General features: G+C 58.7%; 24 protein-coding genes and 1 riboswitch. Of the genes, 7 read left to right on the plus strand and 17 right to left on the minus strand.

Annotated elements, in window-relative coordinates; translation table 11 throughout:
• Positions 1-31: 31 nt before the first annotated feature.
• Positions 32-1,633: an inorganic phosphate transporter gene (locus tag ACLIBF_RS14890; RefSeq protein ID WP_031377417.1), complete on the plus strand. Its 1,602-nt coding sequence runs from the start codon at positions 32-34 to the stop codon at positions 1,631-1,633.
• Between the two features lie 21 nt (positions 1,634-1,654).
• Here ACLIBF_RS14890 and ACLIBF_RS14895 read toward each other — a convergent pair whose 3' ends face one another.
• From ACLIBF_RS14895 to ACLIBF_RS14910, 4 genes are all read right to left on the minus strand, one after another.
• Entirely contained in the window at positions 1,655-2,842 is a 1,188-nt protein-coding gene (locus tag ACLIBF_RS14895; protein ID WP_046288440.1) for an MFS transporter, read from the minus strand.
• 72 nt (positions 2,843-2,914) lie between these two features.
• Positions 2,915-3,865, minus strand: coding sequence for a tRNA dihydrouridine(16) synthase DusC (dusC, locus tag ACLIBF_RS14900; RefSeq protein WP_069728058.1), 951 nt, complete (start codon positions 3,863-3,865; stop codon positions 2,915-2,917).
• Positions 3,866-3,867: 2 nt separating this feature from the next.
• Positions 3,868-5,232 (minus strand): ATP-dependent RNA helicase RhlE, encoded by a 1,365-nt coding sequence (rhlE, locus tag ACLIBF_RS14905; protein ID WP_069728057.1) that lies wholly within the window; start codon positions 5,230-5,232, stop codon positions 3,868-3,870.
• A 250-nt stretch (positions 5,233-5,482) separates the two neighbouring features.
• The gene (locus ACLIBF_RS14910) at positions 5,483-5,875 is read right to left on the minus strand and encodes a YbhQ family protein (RefSeq protein ID WP_069728056.1); all 393 of its coding nucleotides are present in this window, start codon (positions 5,873-5,875) and stop codon (positions 5,483-5,485) included.
• 179 nt (positions 5,876-6,054) lie between these two features.
• On the opposite strand from ACLIBF_RS14910, the gene ACLIBF_RS14915 reads away from it, so the two are divergent.
• Genes ACLIBF_RS14915 through ACLIBF_RS14925 form a run of 3 tightly spaced genes read left to right on the plus strand, consistent with a single transcriptional unit; the run spans position 6,055 to position 9,025 of the window.
• On the plus strand, positions 6,055-6,816 hold the full coding sequence (locus tag ACLIBF_RS14915) for an endonuclease/exonuclease/phosphatase family protein (RefSeq protein WP_031377420.1): 762 nt from the start codon (positions 6,055-6,057) through the stop codon (positions 6,814-6,816).
• The gene (gene clsB / locus ACLIBF_RS14920) at positions 6,813-8,057 is read left to right on the plus strand and encodes a cardiolipin synthase ClsB (RefSeq protein WP_031377421.1); all 1,245 of its coding nucleotides are present in this window, start codon (positions 6,813-6,815) and stop codon (positions 8,055-8,057) included. The genes ACLIBF_RS14915 and clsB overlap by 4 nt, the downstream gene beginning before the upstream one ends.
• Complete coding sequence (locus tag ACLIBF_RS14925; protein ID WP_031377422.1) at positions 8,057-9,025, plus strand: lysylphosphatidylglycerol synthase domain-containing protein; 969 nt, start codon at positions 8,057-8,059, stop codon at positions 9,023-9,025. The genes clsB and ACLIBF_RS14925 overlap by 1 nt, the downstream gene beginning before the upstream one ends.
• A gap of 55 nt (positions 9,026-9,080) precedes the next feature.
• Here ACLIBF_RS14925 and ACLIBF_RS14930 read toward each other — a convergent pair whose 3' ends face one another.
• Both ACLIBF_RS14930 and ACLIBF_RS14935 read right to left on the minus strand, forming a co-directional pair.
• The gene (locus ACLIBF_RS14930) at positions 9,081-9,788 is read right to left on the minus strand and encodes a Bax inhibitor-1/YccA family protein (RefSeq protein ID WP_448310045.1); all 708 of its coding nucleotides are present in this window, start codon (positions 9,786-9,788) and stop codon (positions 9,081-9,083) included.
• A 95-nt stretch (positions 9,789-9,883) separates the two neighbouring features.
• The gene (locus ACLIBF_RS14935) at positions 9,884-10,978 is read right to left on the minus strand and encodes a DUF1615 domain-containing protein (RefSeq protein WP_046288443.1); all 1,095 of its coding nucleotides are present in this window, start codon (positions 10,976-10,978) and stop codon (positions 9,884-9,886) included.
• 109 nt (positions 10,979-11,087) lie between these two features.
• Between ACLIBF_RS14935 and ACLIBF_RS14940 the strand changes: the two genes are divergently transcribed.
• Positions 11,088-11,873 (plus strand): OBAP family protein, encoded by a 786-nt coding sequence (locus tag ACLIBF_RS14940; RefSeq protein ID WP_279809421.1) that lies wholly within the window; start codon positions 11,088-11,090, stop codon positions 11,871-11,873.
• Here the strand turns inward: ACLIBF_RS14940 and moaE are convergent.
• The 5 genes from moaE to moaA form a co-directional block, all read right to left on the minus strand.
• The gene (moaE, locus tag ACLIBF_RS14945; RefSeq protein WP_031377425.1) at positions 11,870-12,322 is read right to left on the minus strand and encodes a molybdopterin synthase catalytic subunit MoaE; all 453 of its coding nucleotides are present in this window, start codon (positions 12,320-12,322) and stop codon (positions 11,870-11,872) included. The genes ACLIBF_RS14940 and moaE overlap by 4 nt on opposite strands.
• A 1-nt stretch (position 12,323) precedes the next feature.
• Entirely contained in the window at positions 12,324-12,569 is a 246-nt protein-coding gene (gene moaD / locus ACLIBF_RS14950; protein ID WP_031377426.1) for a molybdopterin synthase sulfur carrier subunit, read from the minus strand.
• Positions 12,562-13,047: a cyclic pyranopterin monophosphate synthase MoaC gene (moaC, locus tag ACLIBF_RS14955; RefSeq protein WP_159223744.1), complete on the minus strand. Its 486-nt coding sequence runs from the start codon at positions 13,045-13,047 to the stop codon at positions 12,562-12,564. The genes moaD and moaC overlap by 8 nt, the downstream gene beginning before the upstream one ends.
• A gap of 2 nt (positions 13,048-13,049) precedes the next feature.
• Positions 13,050-13,565, minus strand: coding sequence for a molybdenum cofactor biosynthesis protein B (moaB, locus tag ACLIBF_RS14960; protein ID WP_031377428.1), 516 nt, complete (start codon positions 13,563-13,565; stop codon positions 13,050-13,052).
• A gap of 14 nt (positions 13,566-13,579) precedes the next feature.
• Complete coding sequence (moaA, locus tag ACLIBF_RS14965) at positions 13,580-14,566, minus strand: GTP 3',8-cyclase MoaA (RefSeq protein WP_448310046.1); 987 nt, start codon at positions 14,564-14,566, stop codon at positions 13,580-13,582.
• Positions 14,556-14,689, minus strand: a riboswitch (molybdenum cofactor riboswitch). (Overlaps the previous gene by 11 nt.)
• Before the next feature lie 205 nt (positions 14,690-14,894).
• On the opposite strand from moaA, the gene ACLIBF_RS14970 reads away from it, so the two are divergent.
• Complete coding sequence (locus ACLIBF_RS14970) at positions 14,895-15,800, plus strand: gluconeogenesis factor YvcK family protein (protein ID WP_031377430.1); 906 nt, start codon at positions 14,895-14,897, stop codon at positions 15,798-15,800.
• A gap of 1 nt (position 15,801) precedes the next feature.
• Here the strand turns inward: ACLIBF_RS14970 and uvrB are convergent, their stop codons facing one another.
• Both uvrB and ACLIBF_RS14980 read right to left on the minus strand, forming a co-directional pair.
• Positions 15,802-17,823 (minus strand): excinuclease ABC subunit UvrB, encoded by a 2,022-nt coding sequence (gene uvrB, locus ACLIBF_RS14975; RefSeq protein ID WP_031377431.1) that lies wholly within the window; start codon positions 17,821-17,823, stop codon positions 15,802-15,804.
• A gap of 371 nt (positions 17,824-18,194) precedes the next feature.
• Positions 18,195-18,530: a hypothetical protein gene (locus ACLIBF_RS14980; protein WP_031377432.1), complete on the minus strand. Its 336-nt coding sequence runs from the start codon at positions 18,528-18,530 to the stop codon at positions 18,195-18,197.
• Between the two features lie 186 nt (positions 18,531-18,716).
• Between ACLIBF_RS14980 and ACLIBF_RS14985 the strand changes: the two genes are divergently transcribed.
• Positions 18,717-19,439, plus strand: coding sequence for an ABC transporter ATP-binding protein (locus ACLIBF_RS14985; protein ID WP_031377433.1), 723 nt, complete (start codon positions 18,717-18,719; stop codon positions 19,437-19,439).
• 6 nt (positions 19,440-19,445) lie between these two features.
• Here ACLIBF_RS14985 and bioD read toward each other — a convergent pair whose 3' ends face one another.
• Genes bioD through bioB form a run of 4 tightly spaced genes read right to left on the minus strand, consistent with a single transcriptional unit; the run spans position 19,446 to position 23,035 of the window.
• Complete coding sequence (bioD, locus tag ACLIBF_RS14990) at positions 19,446-20,117, minus strand: dethiobiotin synthase (RefSeq protein ID WP_046288444.1); 672 nt, start codon at positions 20,115-20,117, stop codon at positions 19,446-19,448.
• Positions 20,114-20,869: a malonyl-ACP O-methyltransferase BioC gene (gene bioC / locus ACLIBF_RS14995; RefSeq protein ID WP_046288445.1), complete on the minus strand. Its 756-nt coding sequence runs from the start codon at positions 20,867-20,869 to the stop codon at positions 20,114-20,116. The genes bioD and bioC overlap by 4 nt, the downstream gene beginning before the upstream one ends.
• Complete coding sequence (gene bioF / locus ACLIBF_RS15000) at positions 20,853-22,004, minus strand: 8-amino-7-oxononanoate synthase (RefSeq protein WP_448310050.1); 1,152 nt, start codon at positions 22,002-22,004, stop codon at positions 20,853-20,855. Before bioF ends, bioC begins: the two co-directional genes overlap by 17 nt.
• Positions 22,004-23,035 (minus strand): biotin synthase BioB, encoded by a 1,032-nt coding sequence (gene bioB / locus ACLIBF_RS15005; protein WP_448310051.1) that lies wholly within the window; start codon positions 23,033-23,035, stop codon positions 22,004-22,006. The genes bioF and bioB overlap by 1 nt, the downstream gene beginning before the upstream one ends.
• Between the last annotated feature and the right edge of the window lie 47 nt (positions 23,036-23,082).

Genomic DNA, 23,082 nt, shown 5'->3' on the forward strand with positions numbered 1-23,082 from the left:
AGCATCCGGCATCAGCAACTCGAGGTACACCATGAGCGAAAACAGTCTCTCTTCTTCCTCATCGACCCGGCGCCCTGATTTCAACGGCAAAAGCAGCCGCTTTAGCAAGCCGCTGTTTTTCATTCTGCTGGTGGCCGGGCTGGCCTTTGCTGGCCTGAATCTGGTCAATGATGTTGAACAAACCAACATGCCGGTGACCAGCTATCTGCCGTTCTTTTTGCTGGGACTGGCGCTGCTGATCGCGCTGGGCTTTGAGTTCGTCAACGGCTTTCACGATACCGCCAACGCCGTCGCCACGGTGATCTATACCCATTCACTGACCCCAGGCACCGCAGTGATCTGGTCCGGCATCTGTAATTTCCTTGGCGTGCTGCTCTCCAGTGGCGTGGTCGCTTTTGGCATCATTTCCCTGCTGCCGGTCGAGCTGATTCTGCAGGCCAGCAGCGGCAACGGCTTTGCCATGGTTTACGCCCTGCTGTTCTCGGCGATTATCTGGAACCTTGGCACCTGGTATTTCGGTCTGCCCTCTTCCTCTTCGCATACCCTGATTGGTTCTATTATCGGCGTCGGCGTAGCGAATGCGATGCTGCACGGCCGCAGCGGCCTGAGCGGGGTCGACTGGGATCAGGCGCTGAAGGTCGGCTATGCGCTGCTGCTGTCGCCGGTGGTCGGGTTTGTCTGCGCCGGGCTGCTGCTGTGGGCGATGAAGCTGTTTATCCGCAATCGCCAGCTCTATAGCGCGCCGCAAAACGACCAGCCACCGCCGGTCTGGATCCGCGGCCTGCTGATCCTGACCTGTACCGGCGTCTCCTTTGCGCACGGTTCAAACGACGGTCAGAAAGGAATGGGGTTGATTATGTTGATCCTGGTCGGCACCATGCCGATCGCTTACGCCCTCAACCGATCGCTGCCCGCCGATCAGATCCCGCGCGTCGCGGCATTAACCGAAGTCACCGAACATCAGCTGCTGCAACTGCAGCCGGCCGCGCCTCAGCCGCCGGCCGCCCGCGACGTGCTGATCGGGTTTGTTGGCAGCAGTCAGTTCAATCCCAACGTGTTACCGGCGCTGGCGATGACGCTCAGCGAGATTGGTGACCAGATCCGCCGCTACGGATCGATGGAAAATATCCCGGCACAGTCGGTAGCCAACACCCGTAACCAGATGTACCTGGCGTCGGAGTCGATCAAGCACCTGCAAAGTGCCGAAGTGAAGCTGCCGGAGGAGACCGAACGTAACCTGAAAGCGGTCAAAACCGAGCTGGACAGCGCCACCCGCTTTATTCCGATGTGGGTAAAAGTGGTGGTGGCGATTGCGCTGGGGCTGGGTACCATGGTCGGCTGGCGACGGATTGTGGTGACGGTGGGCGAACGGATTGGTAAAACCCACCTCAGCTATGCTCAGGGGGCCAGCGCCGAGCTGGTGGCGATGGCGACCATTGGCGCTGCAGATGCCTTTGGCCTGCCGGTTTCCACCACCCACGTGCTGTCGTCGGGCGTGGCCGGTACCATGGCGGCCAACCGTTCCGGTTTGCAGCTATCGACGCTGCGTAATCTGGCTATCGCCTGGGTGCTGACGTTGCCGGTGTCAATTATGCTCTCCGCCCTGCTCTATTGGCTGTTTATTCATCTCTGACAGCCTGACACCGGCTGGCGCTTAGCCTGCCCGCCGGTTTTGCCAGTAAAGCCGCAGCGTAATCAACAGCGCACCCAGCACCATTAGCGCTGCCGCCAGATAAACCGACTGCATTCCCCAGTGACCAATGAACAGTCCGGCCACCGGACCGGTCAGCCCGAGGCCCAAATCAAGAAAGGCGGAATAAGTGCCCAGTGCCGATCCCTGATCCTGACGCTCGACCCGTTTGACCGCCTCGACGCCGAGCGCCGGAAACACCAGCGAGAAGCCGCAGCCGGTGAGAAAGGCGCCCGCCCCGACCAGCCAGGCACTGTCGGCCTGCCAGATGATGAGCAGCCCCAGACACTCCAGCAGAAAAGAGAACAGCGAAACCTGCAGCCCGCCAAACTGGGTGATAAACCGGCCAAAGCCGAGGCGCACCAGCACAAAGCCGAGACTAAACACCGACAGCGCGTAGGCCGCACCCTGCCAGTCACGGCTGGCAAAATAGAGGGTAATAAAGGTGGCGATGACACCGAAACCGATGGTGCCACAGCCGAGCGCCAGGCCATACAGCCAGACGCGGGAGAAGACCCGGTGAAACGGAATTCGTTCGCCAACGCTGACGGTGACCGCCGGTTTGCGGCTGGCCATCAGGTAGCCGCCTATCCCCATCAGCGCAATCAGTCCGGCAAAGCCGCTCATGCCAAATCCGCTGTTGAGCATCACCCCAAGCGGCGCGCCAATCGCCATGGCCAGATAGGTGGCGACGCCGTTCCACGAGATGACGCGTGCGGTCTGCAGCGGGCCAACGATATTCATGCCCCACAGGGTTGAGCCGGTGCTGCTGAAGCTTTCGCCGACGCCGAGAAACAGCCGACCCAGCGCCAGCAGCGCCAGACTCAGCCACGGCCATTCGCTCAGCAGCGCAGCAATAATGGTCAGTACGCCGCTCATGCCGCAGCAGAGTAATCCCAGCATCACCACCCGTTTTGGACCAAGGCGATCGGCCAGCCGGCCCGACTGCGGACGACTGAGTAAGGTGGCAAAATATTGAATGCTGATGATCAGCCCGGCGACAAACGAACTGAACCCGAGGTGATTTTTGACAAAGCCTGGCAGTACCGCCAGCGGTAGTCCAACGGAGAGATAGCAGAAGAAGGTGAAAACAATGACGGAGAGGATACGTTTATTGAGCTGGCTGTTGCTCAATACGGCGACATCAGACATAGCAGGCTTGTAAGGTAGAGGAAATTTTCCCCACTATACCGTCAGGCTGCTAACGGGTCGCCTGATTTTTTATCACAAACCATGAACAACAGCGTGACAATCGATGGCGCGGGCAATCGTATCTGAGGATTTTAACGCGCGGATTTCACTGAATAAACCCTCGGCTTCGCCGTAGGCTTTGCGCAGATAACCGAGCCACTGTTTGATGCGCGCAACGTGATACAAGCCGGTATCACCCTGCTTTTCGAGACGGGTATATTTTTGCAGTAATTTCACTACCTCAGGCCAGGCCATCGGCGGTTCATTATATTTTACTACCCGACTGAGATTGGGGATGTTCAGGGCACCACGGCCCAGCATCACCGCATCACAACCGGTAATACGCAGACAGTCCTGTGCGCTTTGCCAGTCAAAAATCTCGCCGTTGGCGATCACCGGAATCCGCAGCCGCTGGCGAATATCACCAATCGCCTGCCAGTTGATGGCGTCCGCACGGTAGCCATCTTCTTTGGTCCGGCCGTGTACCACCAGTTCGCTGGCTCCCGCCTGCTGAACCGCGTCGGCAATCTCCAGACTGCGGGCGCTGGAATCCCAGCCAAGCCGCACTTTGACCGTCACCGGTAACGCTGCCGGTACCGCTGCACGCATTGCTTTCGCACCGCGATAAATCAGATCGGGATCTTTGAGCAGGGTCGCCCCGCCGCCGCTGCCGTTGACCAGCTTTGAGGGACAGCCGCAGTTGAGGTCGACACCCCACGAGCCGAGTTCCACCGCACGAGCGGCGTTCTCTGCTAACCATTCGGGATGCTGCCCCAGCAGCTGCAGACGCACCCGCGTGCCGGATGGCGTGCGGCTGCCATGATGCAGCTCGGGGCAGAGACGGTAGAAGGATTTTACCGGCAGCAGTTGATCGACCACGCGCAAAAACTCGGTAATGCAGAGATCGTAGTCGTTCACTTCCGATAACAGCTGGCGCACCAGCGAATCAAGCACGCCCTCCATCGGCGCCAGTAAAACCCTCATACTCAGACGTTTCCGGTACGCTTCGCTGCCGGACGACGCGGACGGGCAGCAGGCCGGTCACCCTGTGGAGCAGGCTGGCTCTGACGACGCGCCTGAGGACGCTTTTCGCCGGATGAACGTGGCGCACCGGCACCTTGTCCACCCTGACCACGACCCCGACCGCCGCCGCCGGCACCGCCACGCGACTGCTGCTGACGACCGTTGATGATCGGCTCAGCTTTAATGCTGGGATCGGGCTCGTAACCGGCAATCGCCAGGCGTGGGATCTCACGCTTCAGCAGACGCTCGATGTCACGCAGCAGTTTATGCTCGTCAACGCAGACCAGCGATAACGCCACACCGGTAGCCGCGGCCCGACCGGTACGACCGATACGGTGGACATAATCTTCGGCGACGTTAGGCAGCTCGTAGTTCACTACGTGCGGCAGCTCTTCAATATCAAGGCCACGCGCTGCGATGTCGGTCGCAACCAGCACACGAATGCCGCCGGACTTAAAGTCGGCCAGCGCACGGGTACGGGCACCCTGACTTTTATTGCCGTGGATAGCGGCGGCGGTGATGCCATCTTTACCCAGCTGCTCAGCAAGGTGGTTTGCGCCGTGCTTGGTACGGGTAAAGACCAGCACCTGCTGCCAGTTACCTTCGCCGATCAGCTGCGACAGCAGTTCCCGCTTACGCTTCTTATCCACGAAGTGAACCTGTTGCGCCACCTGCTCTGAAGCGGTGTTGCGACGTGCCACTTCCACCAGCTCCGGATTGGTCAGCAGTTTCTCGGCCAGCCCTTTGATCTCGTCAGAGAAGGTGGCGGAGAACAGCAGGTTCTGGCGTTTGGCCGGCAGACGCGCCAGCACGCGACGGATATCGTGGATGAAGCCCATATCGAGCATGCGATCCGCTTCATCCAGCACCAGCACTTCGACCTGAGACAGGTCAACCGCGTTCTGTTGCGCCAGATCCAGCAGACGACCCGGGGTCGCAACCAGAATATCGACGCCGCCACGCAGTTTAAGCATCTGCGGATTGATGCTGACGCCGCCGAACACCACCAGCGAACGCAGCGGCAGATACTTGCTGTATTCACTGACGTTCTCGCCCACCTGCGCCGCCAGTTCACGGGTCGGGGTGAGGATCAACGCCCGTACCGGACGACGACCGCGCACCGCGCCCGCGTTGGCAGAGAGTTTTTGTAATAACGGTAAGGTAAAGCCGGCCGTTTTGCCGGTGCCGGTCTGGGCACTCGCCAGCAGATCGCGGCCTGCCAGCACCACAGGAATCGCCTGGCGCTGGATAGGTGTAGGTTCGCTGTAGCCTTGTTCGGCAACAGCGCGCAAAATATCGGCACTCAGGCCGAGAGAGTCAAAAGACATTAAGTGTTTTACTCCGGTCCGCTCTGGCCGTGATTCACGGTGTAGTTTTCAGAGGGATAGTGACGCCAGCTGGGGCTAACGCGTGAAAAGGGCACAAACTACGATGCGTAAGCGGGCGAGTGTAACAGCTTTAACCGCAGTGTGCGAGATAGCTCACATTTCCTGACATAACTTATCTCGATGAGAAACAGCAGGACCGGCCTGAATGCGGAGTCATAAACAGGAAGGCCACCTTGCGGTGGCCTTCAACTTAGCTACGTTTTTTCTCAATGCGCCGCGGCGGCTCTTTCGCCAGCAGCGACACCAGCGCCGGACCCAGCAACATCACTACGCCAAGCGAGGCCAGCAGCAGGTTGTTGTGGAATATCCGCGACACCAGAAACAGTGTCATCATGGCCGCGCCAAAGTAGTAAGTGGTGGTCGCTTCTTCAAGATAATCACCGAGAGTACGTAAACGGGCAGTGCGTTGCGTAACCAGCATGGCGATAAACACCAGCGCATACGTGGCCACCAGCGTGCTGCAGACATCGACCAGTGCTTTATGTTTCCAGCCCCAGATCAGCGCAGCAATCACCAGTAAATGCATCGCAATGTGCACATACGTCTGACCCGTGATGATTTGAATACGATTAGACCATTTCATTCAATTCTCCTGGCAGACCCAACAGGTCGCCCAAGTGCTACCGGCACAAGCCGGAAACGGTTTCCTCAATGTAAAACAATTTTCGGATAACGCCTTAATTATCGCCCTTCCTCACCACCCATTTGTGACAAAGACTACACTTTGATTCTATTGATGATGAAAAGGAGTGCGTCGCGAGTATGCCACAAAACCAGCAAGGATTTTCAATTAAAGTCCTGACGATCAATACACACAAGGGTTTCGCCCCTTTTAATCGCCGCTTCATCCTGCCGGAATTGCGTGACGCTGTACGCGCCACTTCGGCGGATGTGGTATTTCTGCAGGAGGTGATGGGCACCCACGCCATCCATCCTCTGCACCATGAAAACTGGCCTGACTCACCACACTATGAGTTTCTCGCCGACACCATGTGGAACGATTACGCCTACGGACGCAACGCGGTCTATCCGGAGGGCCACCACGGCAATGCCGTGCTGTCGCGCTTTCCGATCAGCGAATATGAAAACCGGGATATTTCGGTCGCGGGCAGTGAAAACCGCGGCATGCTGCATTGTCAGATCGCCCTGCCTGAGCCCCATGGCACCCTGCATGTGATCTGCGTGCATCTGGGACTGAAAGAGTCGCATCGCCATGCACAGATGAAAATGCTGTGCGATATGGTCTCTTCGCTGCCGGCCGATGCGCCGGTGGTGGTGGCCGGCGATTTCAACGACTGGCAGCGACGCGCCAACCAGATTTTAAAGCAGGGTGCAGGTCTGAAAGAGGTATTTAGCATGAAAACCGGACGCCCGGCGCGCACTTTCCCGGCGCGCTTTCCGATTCTGCGGCTCGACCGCATCTATGTCCGCAACGCCACGGTCAGTCATCCGTGGACGCTGCCGCGTAAACCCTGGTCGCATCTCTCCGATCATGCGCCGCTGGCCGTGGAGATTCACCTATGAATTTTCACTGGCAAGAAGGTAACAAGCTGCGCCTGCTGGAGAATGGCGAAGAGTTTTTCCCGCGGGTCTTCGGGGCGATTCAGCGCGCCGAACGCACCGTGCTGCTGGAAACGTTCATTCTGTTTGAAGATGAGGTCGGTAACGCGCTGCATCGCGAACTGCTGGCCGCAGCACAGCGCGGTGTGCGGGTAGAAGTGATGGTTGACGGCTACGGCTCGCCCGATCTCTCCGATAAGTTCGTCAACAGCCTGACCGGCGCCGGGGTGCGTTTTATCTATTACGATCCGCGCCCGCTGGTGATGGGAATGCGCACCAACGTTTTCCGCCGCCTGCATCGTAAAACCGTGGTGGTGGATGAGGTGGTCGCCTTCGTTGGCGGGATCAACTTCTCGGCTGAGCACAACAGTGACTATGGTCCGGAAGCCAAGCAGGATTACGCGGTGCAGGTCAAAGGTCCGGTGGTCGGTGATATTGCCCGCTATCTGCAACAGGCGATCGGCAGCGAACAGGCTACCCGCCGCTGGTGGGGATCGCGATCGCATCGCCCGGCGGTCAACGCCACGCCGGGCGACGCTCAGGTGCTGTATGTCTATCGCGATAACGACGACCACCGTGACGACATCGAAATGCACTATCTGGAGATGCTGCGCGAGGCCAAACGGGATGTGATTATCGCCAACGCCTACTTCTTCCCCGGCTACCGGTTGCTGCGTGAAATGCGCAATGCGGCCCAGCGCGGGGTGCGCGTCAGGCTGATTGTGCAGGGCGAACCCGATATGCCGATTGTTAAAGTCGGGGCTGAACTGCTCTACAACTATCTGGTCGATGCCGGGGTGGAGGTCTACGAATATTGCCGTCGTCCGCTGCACGGCAAGGTGGCGGTGAAGGACGATCACTGGGCGACCGTCGGCTCCAGTAATCTCGATCCGCTCAGCCTGTCGCTTAACCTCGAAGCTAACCTGATTATCCACGACCGCCAGTTTAACCAGACCTTACGCGACAACCTTGAAGCGTTGCTGGCCAGAGATTGCCAGCGGGTACAGGACGACCGCCTGCCGCCGCGTAACTGGTGGCAACTGAGTAAGAGCGTGGTGGTGTTCCACTTCCTGCGTCACTTCCCGGCCATCGCGGGCTGGTTACCTGCCCACACGCCGCTGCTGGCGCAGGTCGATCCGCCAGTTCAACCGGAAATGGAGACACAAGATCGCGTTGAAGCCGATAACGAAGGAGCGAAACCCTGATGGCGAAAAAGCATCCACGCTGGCAACTGGCGAAAAAAATCCTCACCGTGCTGTTCTTCATTGCGGTCATTGTGCTGCTGGTGGTCTATGCGCGGAAGGTGAACTGGGAAGATGTCTATGATGTGATCGTCAACTACAACCGGTTTGTGGTGCTGACCGCCGCCGCCCTGGTGGTGATCAGTTACCTGGTTTATGGCTGTTACGATTTGATTGGCCGCGCCTACTGCGGCCACAAGCTGGCGAAACGTCAGGTAATGCTGGTCTCATTTATCTGTTACGCCTTCAACCTGACGCTAAGTACCTGGGTCGGCGGCGTGGCGATGCGTTACCGGCTCTATTCACGCCTGGGCCTCGACAGCGGCACCATAACCCGCATCTTTTCGCTGAGTATTGCCACCAACTGGCTGGGTTACATCCTGCTGGCTGGCGTGGTATTCAGCGCCGGCATGGTGTCGATCCCCAGCGGCTGGTTTATTGGTGAAACCACCCTGCGGCTGATTGGCGTGCTGTTGCTGGTGCTGGTGGCGGTCTTCCTGTGGGCCTGCGCCTTCTCAAAACGTCGCCGCTGGACGGTGAAAGGTCAGACGCTACAGCTGCCTTCGCTGCGAATGGCGCTGTTTCAGTTTGCCGTTTCCTGCGCCAACTGGATGGTGATGGGCACGATTATCTGGCTGTTGCTGGGACGCGACGTCGGCTATCCGATGGTGCTGGGGGTGTTGCTGATCAGCAGTATCGCCGGGGTGATTATTCATATTCCGGCCGGGATTGGGGTACTGGAAGCGGTGTTCCTGGCGCTGCTCAGCGGACAGCATACGTCGCACGGCGCCATTATTGCCGCCCTGCTGGCCTATCGCGTGCTCTACTTTATTTTACCGCTGCTGCTGGCGCTGGTGCTCTATCTGGTACTGGAGAGTCGGGCCAAACATCTGCGGCATAAAAACGAGCAGAAGCTTCAGAAGTCCCAGTGAAATGAAACAGGGAAAGGCGCAACCTGAGCGCCTTTCCCTGCTTTCAGAGATAACCTTAACGACGGTTGCCGAAAATCCGCAGCAGCATCAGGAACAGGTTAATAAAGTCCAGATAGAGGGTTAATGCCCCCATAATCGAGTAACGACGCAGGTTCTCTGTATCGCGCGCGTCAATCTGCTCGCCAATATTCTTCAGCTTCTGGGTGTCATAAGCGGTTAAGCCGACAAACACCACCACGCCGATATAGGTAATGGCCCACATCAGCGCCGGACTTTTCAGCCAGAAATTCACCAGCGACGCCAGCACGATGCCGATCAGCGCCATAAACAGCAGGCTGCCAAAGCGGCTCAGGTCACGTTTGGTGGTATAGCCATAAAAACTCATCGCACCAAACATACCGGCGGTGACGAAGAAGGTGCTGGCAATCGACGAATAGGTGTAGACCAGAAAAATACTCGCCATGGTGACGCCAGTCAGCGCCGAATAGAGCATAAACAACCCGGTGGCGACCGCGCCGCTCAGGCGATGTACCATGCCGGAGAGGAAGAAGACCAGCGCCAGCTGCGCGATAATCAGCCCAAAGAAGGTGATACGGTAAGCAAACACCAGCTCCATTACCGCTGGAGTCCGCGCGGCAAACCAGGAGACAAACGCTGTCAGTAACAGACCGCAGGTCATCCAGCCATACACCTGGGACATATAGGCTTGCAGCCCACGTGACGCAGGTTGAACAATTGAGTCATTTTGTGGATATCGGTCCATGATGCACCTCTTGTTGAACGGATTAGGACGAGCTCCGCGCACGGAGCCTGACTAAGTGTGGCACAGCCCGACTCAACTGCGCCACAACATCACCGCTAACGACGTGACAGACACTGCTGATAGCGGCTATCGACCCGCTGAGCGAACCAGGCGGTGGTCAGATTGCGGGTAATTTTCGGGCTTTCCAGCTTGATGCCCGGCAGCATTTCACGCGGCAGTCGGCGACCCGCCATTTTATCGGCCAGGGTGAATACCTGCCGCCACAGCGTGCTGTCGCTGAACTCCGCCTTCTCCCCTTTCTCAAGATCGCGGCGGATCTCGCTGTCGCTCATATCAATCTGCTTCGCCAGGGTGCGTACCGCCAGCTCGGTGCTGCCCGCCTTCTCGCTGCCGTAAAGAATCAGATCGCCATCCAGCGTCAGCTTCATGCCGGTCGCCCGCGCCACTGCGGCCTGGAATGCGGCATTGCGGCTGGCATACCAGCCGGCGTTGAAGTCGGCAAAACGGTAAAGCGGCTGGCTGTAATCGGCCGGATAGCCCAGCAGATGCAGGGTTCCGAAGTAGATCCCGCCGTGACGGGTAAAGACTTCGCGGCGGATTGAGCCATCAATCGGCCACGGATAGCCTTTGGCATGGGCTTCCGCAAAGGCGATGCTGACCTGCATCGGCCCGCCGGTATGGATCGGATTAAGATTGCCAAACAGCGTCTGTCCCATCGGCACCATATCGATTAAGTCATCAAAAATATCGCTCAGTTCCTTCTCGCTGCGCACCTTATCCAGACGGGCGGCGTAGCTTTCGCCGTTCGATGATTTAATCATCAGCGCGGTACGTACCACAAATGCCGGCACGTGTACCTTCGCTGCCCGGCGATTAATCTCGCCCCAGGCAATTTTGGGCAGGCCCGGCACGGCGGCTTCGGCGCTGAAATTGGTCTCCTGATCCGCCACCGCAATCACCGCACACAGGTTGCTGGTGCTCGGGTCGAGCTGCTGGGTGCGAAAAGAGGTGTAGATGTCGTCAGCCCAGTCCGCTTTATTGCTGACGTGGGCCGGCAACAGCCGCTGGATTTGCGCTTTGACATCGGCGGGCTGCCGGACCGGCGCCTCGGGCGTTTTCTTGCTGCTACAACCTGCCAGCACCAGCGCGGCGGCCAGCGTCAGACGTTGCAGACTTGGGGTAAATGACATACCTGTCCTCGGAATCAATCAAAGCTCTACTCTACCATTGCCGCCATTTTACAGGCAGGTCTGATTTTCTGAACTAAGGTTACCTTTTTTACCGTTAAAGGAATTTACGATGTTAAAACTCTGGCCGGTCGCGGCGCTCAGCCTGCTGTTAGCGGGATGCGGTGCCAATAACTCCCCTGCAAAAGTACAGTCGCCTGGCGCGCCCACCTCCTCGTCACTTAAGCTGCTGGAAACCGGCGCCAGCGTGATGCAGTCCCGTCCTCCGATCGACGCCATCAATACCTATCTCGACGGCTTCCATTTTTATAACGGCGATCAGAACGGTCAGATGGAGGCGCACCACTATGTGACGGTGCTGAATGAGGATGTGATGCAGGCGGTGATTTATGACGGCAATACCCGCGATGCGCGCCTGATGGGCGTGGAGTACATTATCAGCGAGCGGCTGTATAAAACCCTGCCGCCGGAAGAGAAAAAGCTGTGGCACAGCCATCAGTACGAAGTGAAATCAGGCACGCTGATCGCGCCCGGCTTACCGGAAGCCGCCGATCACGCGCTGATGAAGCGCATCGTTAATACCTACGGCAAGACCTGGCACACCTGGCATACCGATCGCGACAAGACCCTGCCAATCGGCATTCCGGCCCTGATGATGGGCTTTACCGCTGACGGGCAGATGGATTCACGCCTGCTGGCCGATCGCGACCGGCGCTTTGATGTCGACAGTAAGAAAATTCGTGCTCAGCGGGCGGATATTGTGGCGCATCCGGCCGAACCGGGGGCCAATGCCTGGCAACAGGGCGAGGTGATTCAGCTGCAGCGCACCCACGGCGGCGGTGAACACAGCCACGGCCAGACCCATTTCGGCCCGGCCGAGCAGTTAAAACAGCCTTAATCCCAGCGCTGCGCCGCCTGGCGATCGCTGTCGCGGGCATCGACCCAGCGATCGCCGTCGGCGGTCGCTTCGCGCTTCCAGAACGGCGCGCGGGTTTTCAGGTAATCCATAATGAACTCCGCGGCAGAAAATGCGCTGCCGCGGTGTGCGCTGGTGACGCCCACCAGCACAATTTCATCACCAGGAAACAGTTCGCCGGTGCGGTGGATCACCGTGACGCGCTGCAGCGGCCAGCGCTGGCGGGCGGCATCAACAATCTCCTGCAATGCTTTTTCGGTCATGCCAGGATAGTGTTCCAGCGTCAGTGCCGCGACGTGCGCGCCGAGGTTATGGTTACGCACTTTGCCGGTAAAAGTCACCACCGCGCCATCTTCGTCACAGGCGGCCAGCCAGCGATAAGCTTCAGCCATATCAAACGGCGCCGGGCCGACACGAATCTGCGTCTCCATCTTAGCCTCCGGTCACTGGCGGGAAAAAGGCCACTTCATCGCCGTCACGCAGCGGATGACTCATCGGCACCAGCGTCTGATTGACCGCCGCCAGCAGCTTGCCGGACTCGAGCGCTAACGCCCAGCGATCGCCCTGCCCGGCCAGCGCAGCACGCAGGGCAGCCACATCCGGATAGGCGGTAGCGATCTCCAGCGAGGCGCTGCCGACCAGCTCACGTACCTGGGCAAAAAACAGCACCTTAATCATCGGACACCGCCTGGAAATCACCGCTTTTGCCGCCGCTTTTGCTGATTAAGCGCAACTGGTCGATGACGATATCTTTCTGTACCGCTTTGCACATGTCGTAGATGGTCAGGGCCGCCACCGAGGCCGCCGTCAGCGCTTCCATCTCAACGCCGGTTTTGCCGGTCAGACGGCACAGCGAGGTGATGCGTACCCGATTGTGTTCCGGCTCGGCCAGCAGATTCACTTCCACTTTGCTCAGCATCAGCGGATGGCAGAGTGGGATCAGTTCCCAGGTCCGTTTGGCGGCCTGGATACCGGCAATGCGCGCCGTGGCGAACACATCGCCTTTGTGGTGACTGCCGTCGATGATCATCTGCAGCGTGTCAGGCTGCATCAGCACCAGCACCTCCGCCCGCGCTTCGCGTACGGTTTCCGCTTTGGCGGAGACATCCACCATATGCGCTTCGCCAGCAGCATTAATGTGTGTGAGTTGCGACATACTTACCGTTTCTTCAGATGTGAGACAAAGTTGCAGGGACGGGTGCGCGCATCCAGCTGATCGGCAATAATCCGCTCCCAGGCGCTGCGGCAGGCATTGGTGGAGCCCGGCACCGCAAAAATTAAGGTCTGGTTCGCCATCCCGGCGATGGCGCGCGACTGCAAGGTCGAGCCGCCAATCTCCTCATAGGAGATCATCCGGAACAGTTCGCCAAAGCCGGCGATCTCGCGATCAAACAGCGGCAGCAGGGCTTCCGGCGTGCTGTTTTTCAGGTTAAATCCGGTACCGCCGTTAATGATCACGACCTGCACATCGTCACTGGCGATCCAGCGCGATACGGTGGCGCGAATGCGATAGAGATTATCCGGCACGATGGCGTGATCAACCACCTCGTGCCCCGCCTCAAGGGCGGCACCGCGCAGATAGTCGCCGGAGCTATCCTCGCTGGCATCGCGGCGATCTGACACGGTCATTACCGCAATCTGTAACGCCTGAAATTCGCTGACTGGTTTGCCCATAACGCCTCCTGAAATTAACCGCCAATGTAAGAAAGATTTTGCGTGATACCGGTGTTGCCCTGATGCAGAAAATGGGTCTGCTTTTTCTGCCCGAGGCTACTGGCAATGCGCGCCTGCAGTTCCGCTTGCTGATCGTCAGAGGCCAGCAGATCCCGCAGCGGTACGCCACCGTCGCCAAACAGGCAGAGATGCAGATTGCCCTGCGCCGAGACGCGCAGACGGTTGCAGCTGGCACAAAAATCTTTGGCATAGGGCATTATCAGGCCGATCTCACCGACATAATCGGGATGGTAAAACACCTGGGCCGGACCGTCGCTGCGGCCGCTCTCCCGCCGCTGCCAGCCCAGCGCAATCAGCTGGTCACGGATCACCGTGCCGGAGACGTGCTGCTGGCGAAACAGCGTTCCGCCGTCACCGGTTTCCATCAGTTCGATGAAGCGCAGCTGAATCGGTCGGGTACGGATCCAGTCGAGGAAGGTCGCCAGATTACGGCTATTGAGATCGCGCATCAGCACGCTGTTGACTTTCACCTGCTGAAATCCGGCGTCAAAGGCAGCGTCGATGCCCGCCATCACCTGATGGAATTTATCCTGACCGGTAATGGCGTGGAACTGACGGGCATCGAGGCTATCAACGCTGACGTTGAGCGCGGTTAATCCCGCCTCGCGCCACTGCTTCACGTCGCGAGCCAGCCGGTAACCGTTGGTGGTGACGGCGATATGGCGCACCGAGGGGTTCTCACGCACCGCCGCGATGATGTCGGTAAAATCGCGGCGCAGCGATGGCTCACCGCCGGTCAGCCGCACTTTTTCCGTGCCCGCTGCGGCGAAAGCCCGCGTGACACGACGGATTTCATCCAGAGAGAGAAAGCTTTTGTTGCGAATGCCGTGCGGCTTGTAGCCATCGGGCAGACAGTAGGTACAGCGGAAGTTACACACATCCGTGACCGACAGGCGCAGGTAATAGAACTTACGCGCGTATGCATCAGTAAATTGTGACACCAGAACACCTTTCCAGATTGGGAGATGCAGTCATTTCTTTCTGCACCCTGGTAGCTCAATGGCTACGGCCTGACTCCCCTATCCGCAGACGTAGGCAATCAGGCTAGAGTGTACGCTGACCCGTTGATCAGCGCGGTTAATCAAGATGGTAGCGCGATTTCCGCGACTCTTCCATTCGCTGTTTTCGCTATATATTCTAATACATATCGAATTTTCACCGCATTTTAGCGACAGGATACGTTAAAATGCGCTTCAGATTTTGACGCAAGTCATCCGCGCGGGTTTAGCGTTTAGAGCGACGTCACGCGAGACGATGTTAAGGAGAAGTATGAATCGCACACTGGCCGATCTCGATCGCGTGGTGGCCCTGGGTGGCGGACATGGCTTAGGCCGCGTGATGTCTGCCCTGTCGCCGCTCGGCTCACGCCTTACCGGCATTGTAACCACCACCGATAACGGCGGTTCAACCGGCCGCATTCGCCGCTCAGAAGGCGGCATCGCCTGGGGCGATATGCGCAACTGCCTCAACCAGCTGATCGCCGAACCGAGCGTGGCCTCAGCGATGTTTGAGTATCGCTTTGCCGGTAACGGGGAGCTGGCTGGACACAACCTCGGCAACCTGATGCTGAAAGCGCTCGATCACCTGAGCGTGCGTCCGCTGGAAGCGATCAACATCATTCGTAACCTGCTGAAGGTCGATGCCTTTTTGATTCCGATGTCGGAGCAACCGGTGGATCTGGTGGCGCTCGATGTGGAAGGCAATATGGTCTACGGTGAAACTGCAATTGATGAGATGAAGCAGCCGCCGCAGGAGATGATGTTGCATCCCAACGTCCAGCCGACGCGGGAAGCGCTGGATGCGATTGGCGAAGCGGATTTAATCCTGATCGGGCCAGGCAGTTTTTACACCAGCCTGATGCCGATTCTGCTGATGGAGGAGATGGCGCAGGCGCTGCGTCGGACGCCCGCCACCATGGTCTTTATCGGCAATCTGGGTCGCGAACTCAGCCCGGCAGCAGCCAGCCTGACGGTCGCCGATAAACTGGCAATGATGGAGCGCTACATTGGCAAACGGGTGATTGACGCGATTGTGGTCAGTCCCTCCGCCGACATCAGCCAGGTCGATAACCGGCTGATTGTGCGTGAGCCGCTGGAGGCCGCCGATATCAAATATCGTCACGACCGCCAGCTGCTGCGGGTCGCGCTGGAACACGCCATTCAGGGCTTTAGCTGAGTTACGAGGTGGCAATAAACAGCGTGCGCAGCTCATGCAGCTGATCGCGCACGCTGGCCGCCTGTTCGAACTCCAGGTTCTGCGCATGCTGCTGCATCTGCCCTTCCAGCTCGTGGATCTTTTTCTGCAGGGCCTGCGGCGACAGCGCCAGGTAATCCGCTTCAGCTTCGGCCGCGCCGCGACGTGCCGGTTTGGCTTTGCCACGGGTTTTCACCACGTTGTTGCCCAGTTCCAGAATATCGGTAATTTTCTTATTCAGGCCCTGCGGCACAATGCCGTTCTCTTCATTGTACTGCTGCTGCTTCTCGCGGCGGCGTTCAGTCTCTTCAATCGCCCGCGCCATTGACGGGGTAATTTTATCGCCGTAGAGAATCGCCTTGCCGTTAATGTTACGCGCCGCACGACCGATGGTCTGAATCAGTGAGCGTTCGGAACGCAGGAAACCCTCTTTATCCGCGTCCAGAATGGCCACCAGCGATACTTCCGGCATATCCAGCCCCTCACGCAGTAAGTTAATGCCCACCAGCACATCAAACTCACCCAGACGTAAATCGCGGATAATTTCCATGCGTTCAACGGTATCAATATCGGAGTGCAGGTAACGCACCTTCTCACCGTGCTCTTCCAGATATTCGGTCAGATCTTCCGCCATACGCTTGGTCAGCACCGTCACCAGCACACGTTCGTTGATCGCCACCCGCTGACGGATTTCCGACAGCAGATCGTCGACCTGGGTCGCCACCGGACGCACTTCGAGGATCGGGTCGAGCAGACCGGTAGGACGCACCACCTGGTCGATCACTTCGCTGCCCGATTTTTCCAGCTCATATTTACCCGGCGTGGCTGACACATAGATAGTCTGGGGTGCAAGCGCCTCAAACTCTTCAAACTTCATCGGACGGTTATCCAGTGCCGACGGCAAACGGAAACCGTACTCTACCAGCGTCTCTTTACGCGCCCGGTCGCCTTTATACATCCCGCCAATCTGCGGGATGGTGACGTGCGATTCGTCGACCACCAGCAAGCCATCGGCTGGCAGATAGTCAAACAGCGTCGGTGGCGCTTCACCCGGTCCGCGCCCGGAAAGATAGCGCGAATAGTTTTCGATGCCGGAGCAGTAGCCCAGCTCGCCCATCATCTCCAGATCGAACTGAGTACGCTGGGTAATACGCTGCTCTTCCAGCAGCTTATTATTTTCCAGCAGTACCCTGCGGCGATCCGCCAGTTCCACCTTGATATCTTCCATCGCCTGCAGAATGCGCTCACGCGGCGTCACGTAGTGCGTTTTCGGGTAGATGGTAAAGCGCGGCACTACCGAGTCGATCTGGCCGGTAAGCGGGTCAAACAGCGACAGGCGCTCTACCTCTTCGTCGAACAGCTCAACGCGCAGGGCGATATCGTCCGATTCGGCCGGGAAGATGTCGATCACTTCGCCGCGCACCCGGAACGTACCGCGCTGGAACGCCTGATCGTTGCGGGTGTACTGCAGCTCTGACAGACGGCGCAGAATGCTGCGCTGGTCGATAATCATGCCGCGGGTCAGGTGCAGCATCATTTTCAGGTAGAGATCGGGATCGCCCAGACCGTAGATCGCCGAGACCGAGGCGACCACAATCACGTCACGCCGCTCCAGCAGCGCTTTGGTCGCCGACAAACGCATCTGCTCAATGTGTTCGTTAACCGAGGCGTCCTTTTCGATAAAGGTGTCGGAACTCGGCACATAGGCTTCCGGCTGGTAATAGTCGTAGTAAGAGACGAAAAACTCAACCGCGTTATCCGGGAAGAACTCCTTCATTTCACCGTACAACTGCGCCGCCAGCGTTTTGTTGGGCGCCAGTACCATGGTTGGACGGTTGAGATCGGCAATCACGTTGGCGACGGTGAAGGTTTTCCCCGAGCCGGTTACGCCTAATAAGGTCTGGTGGGCCAGTCCATCTTCCAGCCCCTCTTCCAGACGACGAATCGCCTCTGGCTGATCGCCAGAAGGTTTGAAAGCGGAATTCAATTTAAAGGCTTTACTCATGAATGCAGTTCCTGCTGAAGAAGTCGGCGGGCAGGCCACTATTTTACTCTGCTATGGTGATTTTGCCAGAAAATAATACTGGATATAAAAACAGTATTAAGGCAGAGTAATCGTCACTGTCGGGATACTTTTTCGCCGTCGATTGCCGCTTGCTTTATCGCGCAGGTTGTTGCGCAAGGTTATCCCCAGGCGGAGATCGGATTTAACATTTGTCAATAGACCGTCACAAAATTACAGTTCGATGAACTGACAGATAATTCGCAGGCTTGTTTTTTATTAACCAATTGATTTTACTGGCTTATGCCCAAAAGCCCAGATTCTCGACATTATGTAACCAGGCCGCGTATTTCCTCGCTTCCAACCTGTTTTCATTACCTAATGCACAAGGTTATCCACAGGAATGGTGGATAAGTGATGGCAGCCCCGCCGCCATCGGCTGTGTATAATTTTTCCCTGCCGCTCGGTTTCGCTAAAAATAATTTTTTTTCCGCTAATTTTAGCTGCCGTGGCTGACCCATTGTTCTGCTTTTTTTACCGGTTGCCTTCTTTAACCCGCGTCTTTGCCGCATCTGTTGCCCATTCCTAATCAGAATCGCTGCCTCATCATTGTACGTCTGCACCAGAAACGCCGCCCGCTGGCACTGCAAAAGTGCAGTAATGTTATCACCGGCAGAAATTGATAAGCATTGCTCATCTTTTAGCGCCACAGACCCGCGCTGCTGGCTGAAAAATGGTTGCTGCGGAATCTGGCCTGGGAATTGCAAGAATCCGTGGCGTCAACGCGCAACGCGCGCACTGTACTGCAATGGGGAGCGTGCCATTGCTGATAACTTGTTTGCCAGACGACACAGAGCGGAAGCATTCAGGCTAATGATCGGGAAGGAGAGTGTCAGATGCTGAGTTTACGTTCGGTAAATCAATTTTACGGTCAAAATCATATTCTGTGGGATGTCGATCTCGATCTGTCGCCTGGCACCTGCACCGGCGTTCTCGGCCGGCCCGGGATGGGGAAAACCACCCTGGTGAACTGCATCATGGGCAGACTGCCGATTAACAGCGGATCGATCTCCTGGAAAGAGGATGGCTCACCGCCCGCCGACCTGCTGCTACAGCCGGCGGAGCAGCGGGCGCAGATGGGTATTGGCTACGTGCCGCAGGGCCGCCATATTTTTACCCAGATGAGCGTGGAAGATAATTTGCTGATCGCCCTGCTGGCCGGAGCAAATCAGGCTGACCGCCACCGCGCCATCCCCGAAATGGTGTTTGACCTGTTCCCGGCGCTCTATTCGTTACGGCAGCAGCGCAGCGGCGATCTGCCCATCGATCAGCAACAGCAGCTGGCCCTGGCGCGGGCGCTGGTGTTACAGCCTAAGCTGCTGATTCTGGATGAGCCAACCGACGGTATGTCACCGTGGCTGGAGGAGGAGATGGGCAATCTGATTCGCCGCCTGAATCTCGACTACGGCCTGACCATCCTGCTGCTGGAGCAGCGACTGTCGCTGATACGCCGCGTGGCCGACTATTTTCTGCTGTTGCATCGCGGGCGTAACGTGGCGCAGGGCAAAATGGCGCAGCTGGATGACCACACCGTCAACAAATGGCTAACGGTGGCCTGAGGTTTGTTAGTCCGGTAAGGTCAGATACTGGCCGCAGCTGTCCTGCTGCGCCGCTTCGGTCAGATACGGAATGGTGCCGAGACAGGGCGCGGGCAGTCGCTGCTGCAGGCTGGTGAGATATTCCTGATAACGGTTACCGGGCGGCACCACGGTGTTGGCGATCCAGCCAGCCAGTCGCAGCCCACGCGCCCGTACCGCATCCGCGGTCAGCATGGCGTGATTGATGCAGCCCAGCTTGACGCCAACCACTAAAATGACCGGCAGCTGTTCACTGCTGACCCAGTCGGCGTAGGTGTGCGTGGCGGATAACGGGGTGTACCAGCCGCCCGCCCCTTCGACCAGAATCCAGTCAGCCAGCGGCTCCAGCGCCGCCAGTCCCGATGACATGGTCAGCGAAGTGATCGGCCTGCCCTCTTCGGCACTGACGATGTGCGGCGACGTGGGTTCGAGGAACGCCAGCGGATTGACCTGCTGATAGTCTAACGGCACGCTGCTGTAACGCTGCAGCGCCAGCGCGTCACTGTTGCGCAGCCCCTGCGCTGTCATCTCACAGCCGGAGGCGACAGGCTTGTAGCCGGCGCAGCGATAACCCGCGGCCCGGGCCGCCTGTAACAGCGCGCCACTGGCGACCGTTTTACCGACTTCGGTGTCGGTGCCGGTGATAAACCAGCGCTTCATGATGAACTTACTCCATAGATTAAATGATAACTGAGGCGGAAACCGTGCCGATCGCGCGGCCAGTGCGCTTCCAGCTGTGCCAGCCGTTGCCGGGTCAGCAGCGGACCGTCACGCCCCTGATGCAGATGAGTGGCGCCAATCCCTTTCAGGGAACGCATAGCGCTGAGCGCATCGGGAAAATGCAGGGTAATCAGCGCTGACTCACAGCTCAGCCGGTGGGCTGCGCAGGCTGACGCGATCTGCTGTTCGCTGAGAAACCGGTTGGCGTGAGGATGTTCGTCAAGATACGACCAGGCCTGATGCACTTCCTGCAATGAACCGGCGCTCAGGGTCGAGAACAGCAGCGTGCCGTCGGGACGCAGCACCCGTCTGAACTGGCTCAGCGCCTGCGACAGATCGTCGCTCCACTGCACCGCCAGGTTGCTCCATACCAGATCAAAACCGGCATCCGCCAGCGGCAGAGCATCGATATCCCCGGCCAGATAGTGCTGCGCCGCATCATTGGCGCGCGCCTGTTGCAGCATCTGCGGTGAAAGATCCAGTGCCGTCACCTGCTTACCACGCGCCCGCCATTGCTTGCTGTACCAGCCGGTGCCGCAACCGGCATCGAGCAGCTGCGGACCACTGTGCGCGGGGGCGCGAGCCAGCAGCGCGTCACCGCTCAGCCGCTGCAGGGCAGCATGTGCATCATAATGCCCGGCCGCCCGGCCAAAGGCCCGCGCCACGGCGCGCTTATCAACCTGCAGCGTCATGCAGCGCCTCCAGCAGATTGTCGATGTCGTCCGGCTGATGCGCCGCCGTCAGGGTAATACGCAGCCGGGCGGTGCCTGGCGGGACGGTTGGCGGCCGGATCGCACTGACCCAGCAGCCAGCGTCCGCCAGCCGGGCTGAGAGCGCCATCGCTTCCGCATTGCCGCCAACAATTAATGGCTGAATCGCGCTGGCGGAATCCATCAGTTGCCAGGGCAGCGTAGCCGCGCCGCGCCGGAAGCGCTGAATATTTTGCTGCAACCGCTGACGCAACTCATCGCCCTGCCGGACCTGACCGAGGGACGCCTGCAGCGCCGACGCCTGGGCGGCGGGCATGGCGGTCGAGTAGATCAGATGACGGCTGAACTGCAGGAAATAGTCGGCGGTTTGTGCGTCGCACAGCAGCGCGGCTCCGCTGACGCCAAAGGCTTTGCCAAAGGTGACCACCAGCAACTCAGGCTTGATTCCCTGCTGCCAGCAACTGCCGCGCCCCTGTTCGCCCACCACGCCGATACCGTGCGCATCGTCTACCAGCAGCCAGGCCCCGGCCTGCCGGGTCTGGGTCGCTATCGCCGCCAGCGGCGCACTGTCGCCATCCATGCTGAAAATGCCTTCGGTTACCACCAGCGTTTCACCGCTGCAGGGCGAGGACAGCCGCGCCGCCAGACTCGCCGGACTGTTGTGCGTGAAACGGCGCAGCTGCGCCGGACTGTGGCTGGCGGCATCCAGCAGCGAAGCGTGGGTTAACTTATCCGCCAGGATGCGATCGTCAGCCTCTGCCAGCAGATGGATCACCGCCTGGTTCGCCGCAAAACCAGAGATAAACAGCAGCGCCCGGTCATAGCCGAGCCAGTCAGCCAGCTGCGCTTCCAGCTCCGCATGCTGCCGGTGATAACCGGTGACGTGACCGGATGCACCGGCCCCGGCTCCCGCCTGCTCTGCGCCGCGCTGCCAGCCGGCAATCACCGCCGGATGCTGCGTTAAACCGAGGTAGTCGTTGCTGGAAAAATGGCGATAGGTCCGTCCGCCACTCTGCAACGTGCGGGTGGTCTGGTGATCGATCACCGGTCGCTGCCGCCAGCCATCGGCCGCCCGCCGCTGCACGAGCGCCTGCTGCAGTCGTTGCTGCCAGCTCATTACAGCGCCGCGTTATAGAACTGTTCAGTGTCAGCGTGCATCAGCTGCTCGCTGAGCTGCTGCTGCTGTTGCTGATCGCCGTGGTCGGTATGGCTGTGCTGCGGATTCAGGCCCAGCTTACGGAACAGCACCCGATCTTTATCCTCTTCCGGGTTCGGCGTAGTCAGCAGTTTGCAGCCGTAGAAAATCGAGTTAGCACCGGCCATAAAGCACATCGCCTGGGTCTGCTCGCTCATCTGCTCACGGCCCGCCGACAGCCGGACGTGCGAGGTCGGCATCATGATGCGCGCCACCGCGATGGTGCGGATAAAATCGAACGGCTCCACGTCATCGTTATCCGCCAGCGGCGTCCCTTTGACCTTCACCAGCATGTTGATCGGCACGCTTTCCGGCGGCGTCGGCAGATTGGCTAACTGCACCAGCAGTCCGGCGCGATCGTTGACCGTTTCCCCCAGTCCGACAATGCCGCCAGAGCAGACTTTAATGCCGGCGTCACGCACTTTGCCCAGCGTATCAAGCCGTTCCTGATAGCTGCGGGTGGTGATGATACTGCCGTAAAATTCCGGCGAGGTATCGAGGTTGTGGTTATAAAAATCGAGGCCCGCGCTGGCCAGTCGCTGCGCCTGCTGGTCGCTGAGCGTACCCAGCGTCATACAGGTTTCCATCCCCATCGCCTTGACCCCTTCAACCATTTTTTCCAGGTAAGGCATGTCGCGGTCATGCGGGTTTTTCCAGGCGGCGCCCATGCAGAAACGACTCGACCCGGCCGCTTTGGCCTGCCGGGCCGAGGCCAGTACCTCTTCGACCTCCATCAGACGTTCCGATTCCAGACCGGTTTTGTAGCGCGCACTCTGCGGGCAGTATTTGCAGTCTTCCGGGCAGGCACCGGTTTTGATCGACAACAGGGTGCTGACCTGCACCTGGCGCGGATCGAAGTGCTGACGGTGCACCCGCTGCGCTTCAAACATCAGTTCAAGAAAAGGTTGATCAAACAGGGCCTGTGCCTGTGCGACTGTCCAGCGTTGTGCCATTGCGTGCTCCAAAAAAAGGGTGTCATCCCGACGATTAACGTGGTTAT

This window comes from Pantoea sp. PGP6 (assembly GCF_053474785.1).

Coding starts and splice junctions, on each gene's coding strand:
- ACLIBF_RS14890 (WP_031377417.1), top strand. CDS start 32: ATGAGCGAAAACAGTCTCTCTTCTTCCTCATCGACCCGGCGCCCTGAT.
- ACLIBF_RS14895 (WP_046288440.1), bottom strand. CDS start 2,842: ATGTCTGATGTCGCCGTATTGAGCAACAGCCAGCTCAATAAACGTATC.
- dusC (WP_069728058.1), bottom strand. CDS start 3,865: ATGAGGGTTTTACTGGCGCCGATGGAGGGCGTGCTTGATTCGCTGGTG.
- rhlE (WP_069728057.1), bottom strand. CDS start 5,232: ATGTCTTTTGACTCTCTCGGCCTGAGTGCCGATATTTTGCGCGCTGTT.
- ACLIBF_RS14910 (WP_069728056.1), bottom strand. CDS start 5,875: ATGAAATGGTCTAATCGTATTCAAATCATCACGGGTCAGACGTATGTG.
- ACLIBF_RS14915 (WP_031377420.1), top strand. CDS start 6,055: ATGCCACAAAACCAGCAAGGATTTTCAATTAAAGTCCTGACGATCAAT.
- clsB (WP_031377421.1), top strand. CDS start 6,813: ATGAATTTTCACTGGCAAGAAGGTAACAAGCTGCGCCTGCTGGAGAAT.
- ACLIBF_RS14925 (WP_031377422.1), top strand. CDS start 8,057: ATGGCGAAAAAGCATCCACGCTGGCAACTGGCGAAAAAAATCCTCACC.
- ACLIBF_RS14930 (WP_448310045.1), bottom strand. CDS start 9,788: ATGGACCGATATCCACAAAATGACTCAATTGTTCAACCTGCGTCACGT.
- ACLIBF_RS14935 (WP_046288443.1), bottom strand. CDS start 10,978: ATGTCATTTACCCCAAGTCTGCAACGTCTGACGCTGGCCGCCGCGCTG.
- ACLIBF_RS14940 (WP_279809421.1), top strand. CDS start 11,088: ATGTTAAAACTCTGGCCGGTCGCGGCGCTCAGCCTGCTGTTAGCGGGA.
- moaE (WP_031377425.1), bottom strand. CDS start 12,322: ATGGAGACGCAGATTCGTGTCGGCCCGGCGCCGTTTGATATGGCTGAA.
- moaD (WP_031377426.1), bottom strand. CDS start 12,569: ATGATTAAGGTGCTGTTTTTTGCCCAGGTACGTGAGCTGGTCGGCAGC.
- moaC (WP_159223744.1), bottom strand. CDS start 13,047: ATGTCGCAACTCACACACATTAATGCTGCTGGCGAAGCGCATATGGTG.
- moaB (WP_031377428.1), bottom strand. CDS start 13,565: ATGGGCAAACCAGTCAGCGAATTTCAGGCGTTACAGATTGCGGTAATG.
- ACLIBF_RS14970 (WP_031377430.1), top strand. CDS start 14,895: ATGAATCGCACACTGGCCGATCTCGATCGCGTGGTGGCCCTGGGTGGC.
- uvrB (WP_031377431.1), bottom strand. CDS start 17,823: ATGAGTAAAGCCTTTAAATTGAATTCCGCTTTCAAACCTTCTGGCGAT.
- ACLIBF_RS14985 (WP_031377433.1), top strand. CDS start 18,717: ATGCTGAGTTTACGTTCGGTAAATCAATTTTACGGTCAAAATCATATT.
- bioD (WP_046288444.1), bottom strand. CDS start 20,117: ATGAAGCGCTGGTTTATCACCGGCACCGACACCGAAGTCGGTAAAACG.
- bioC (WP_046288445.1), bottom strand. CDS start 20,869: ATGACGCTGCAGGTTGATAAGCGCGCCGTGGCGCGGGCCTTTGGCCGG.
- bioF (WP_448310050.1), bottom strand. CDS start 22,004: ATGAGCTGGCAGCAACGACTGCAGCAGGCGCTCGTGCAGCGGCGGGCG.
- bioB (WP_448310051.1), bottom strand. CDS start 23,035: ATGGCACAACGCTGGACAGTCGCACAGGCACAGGCCCTGTTTGATCAA.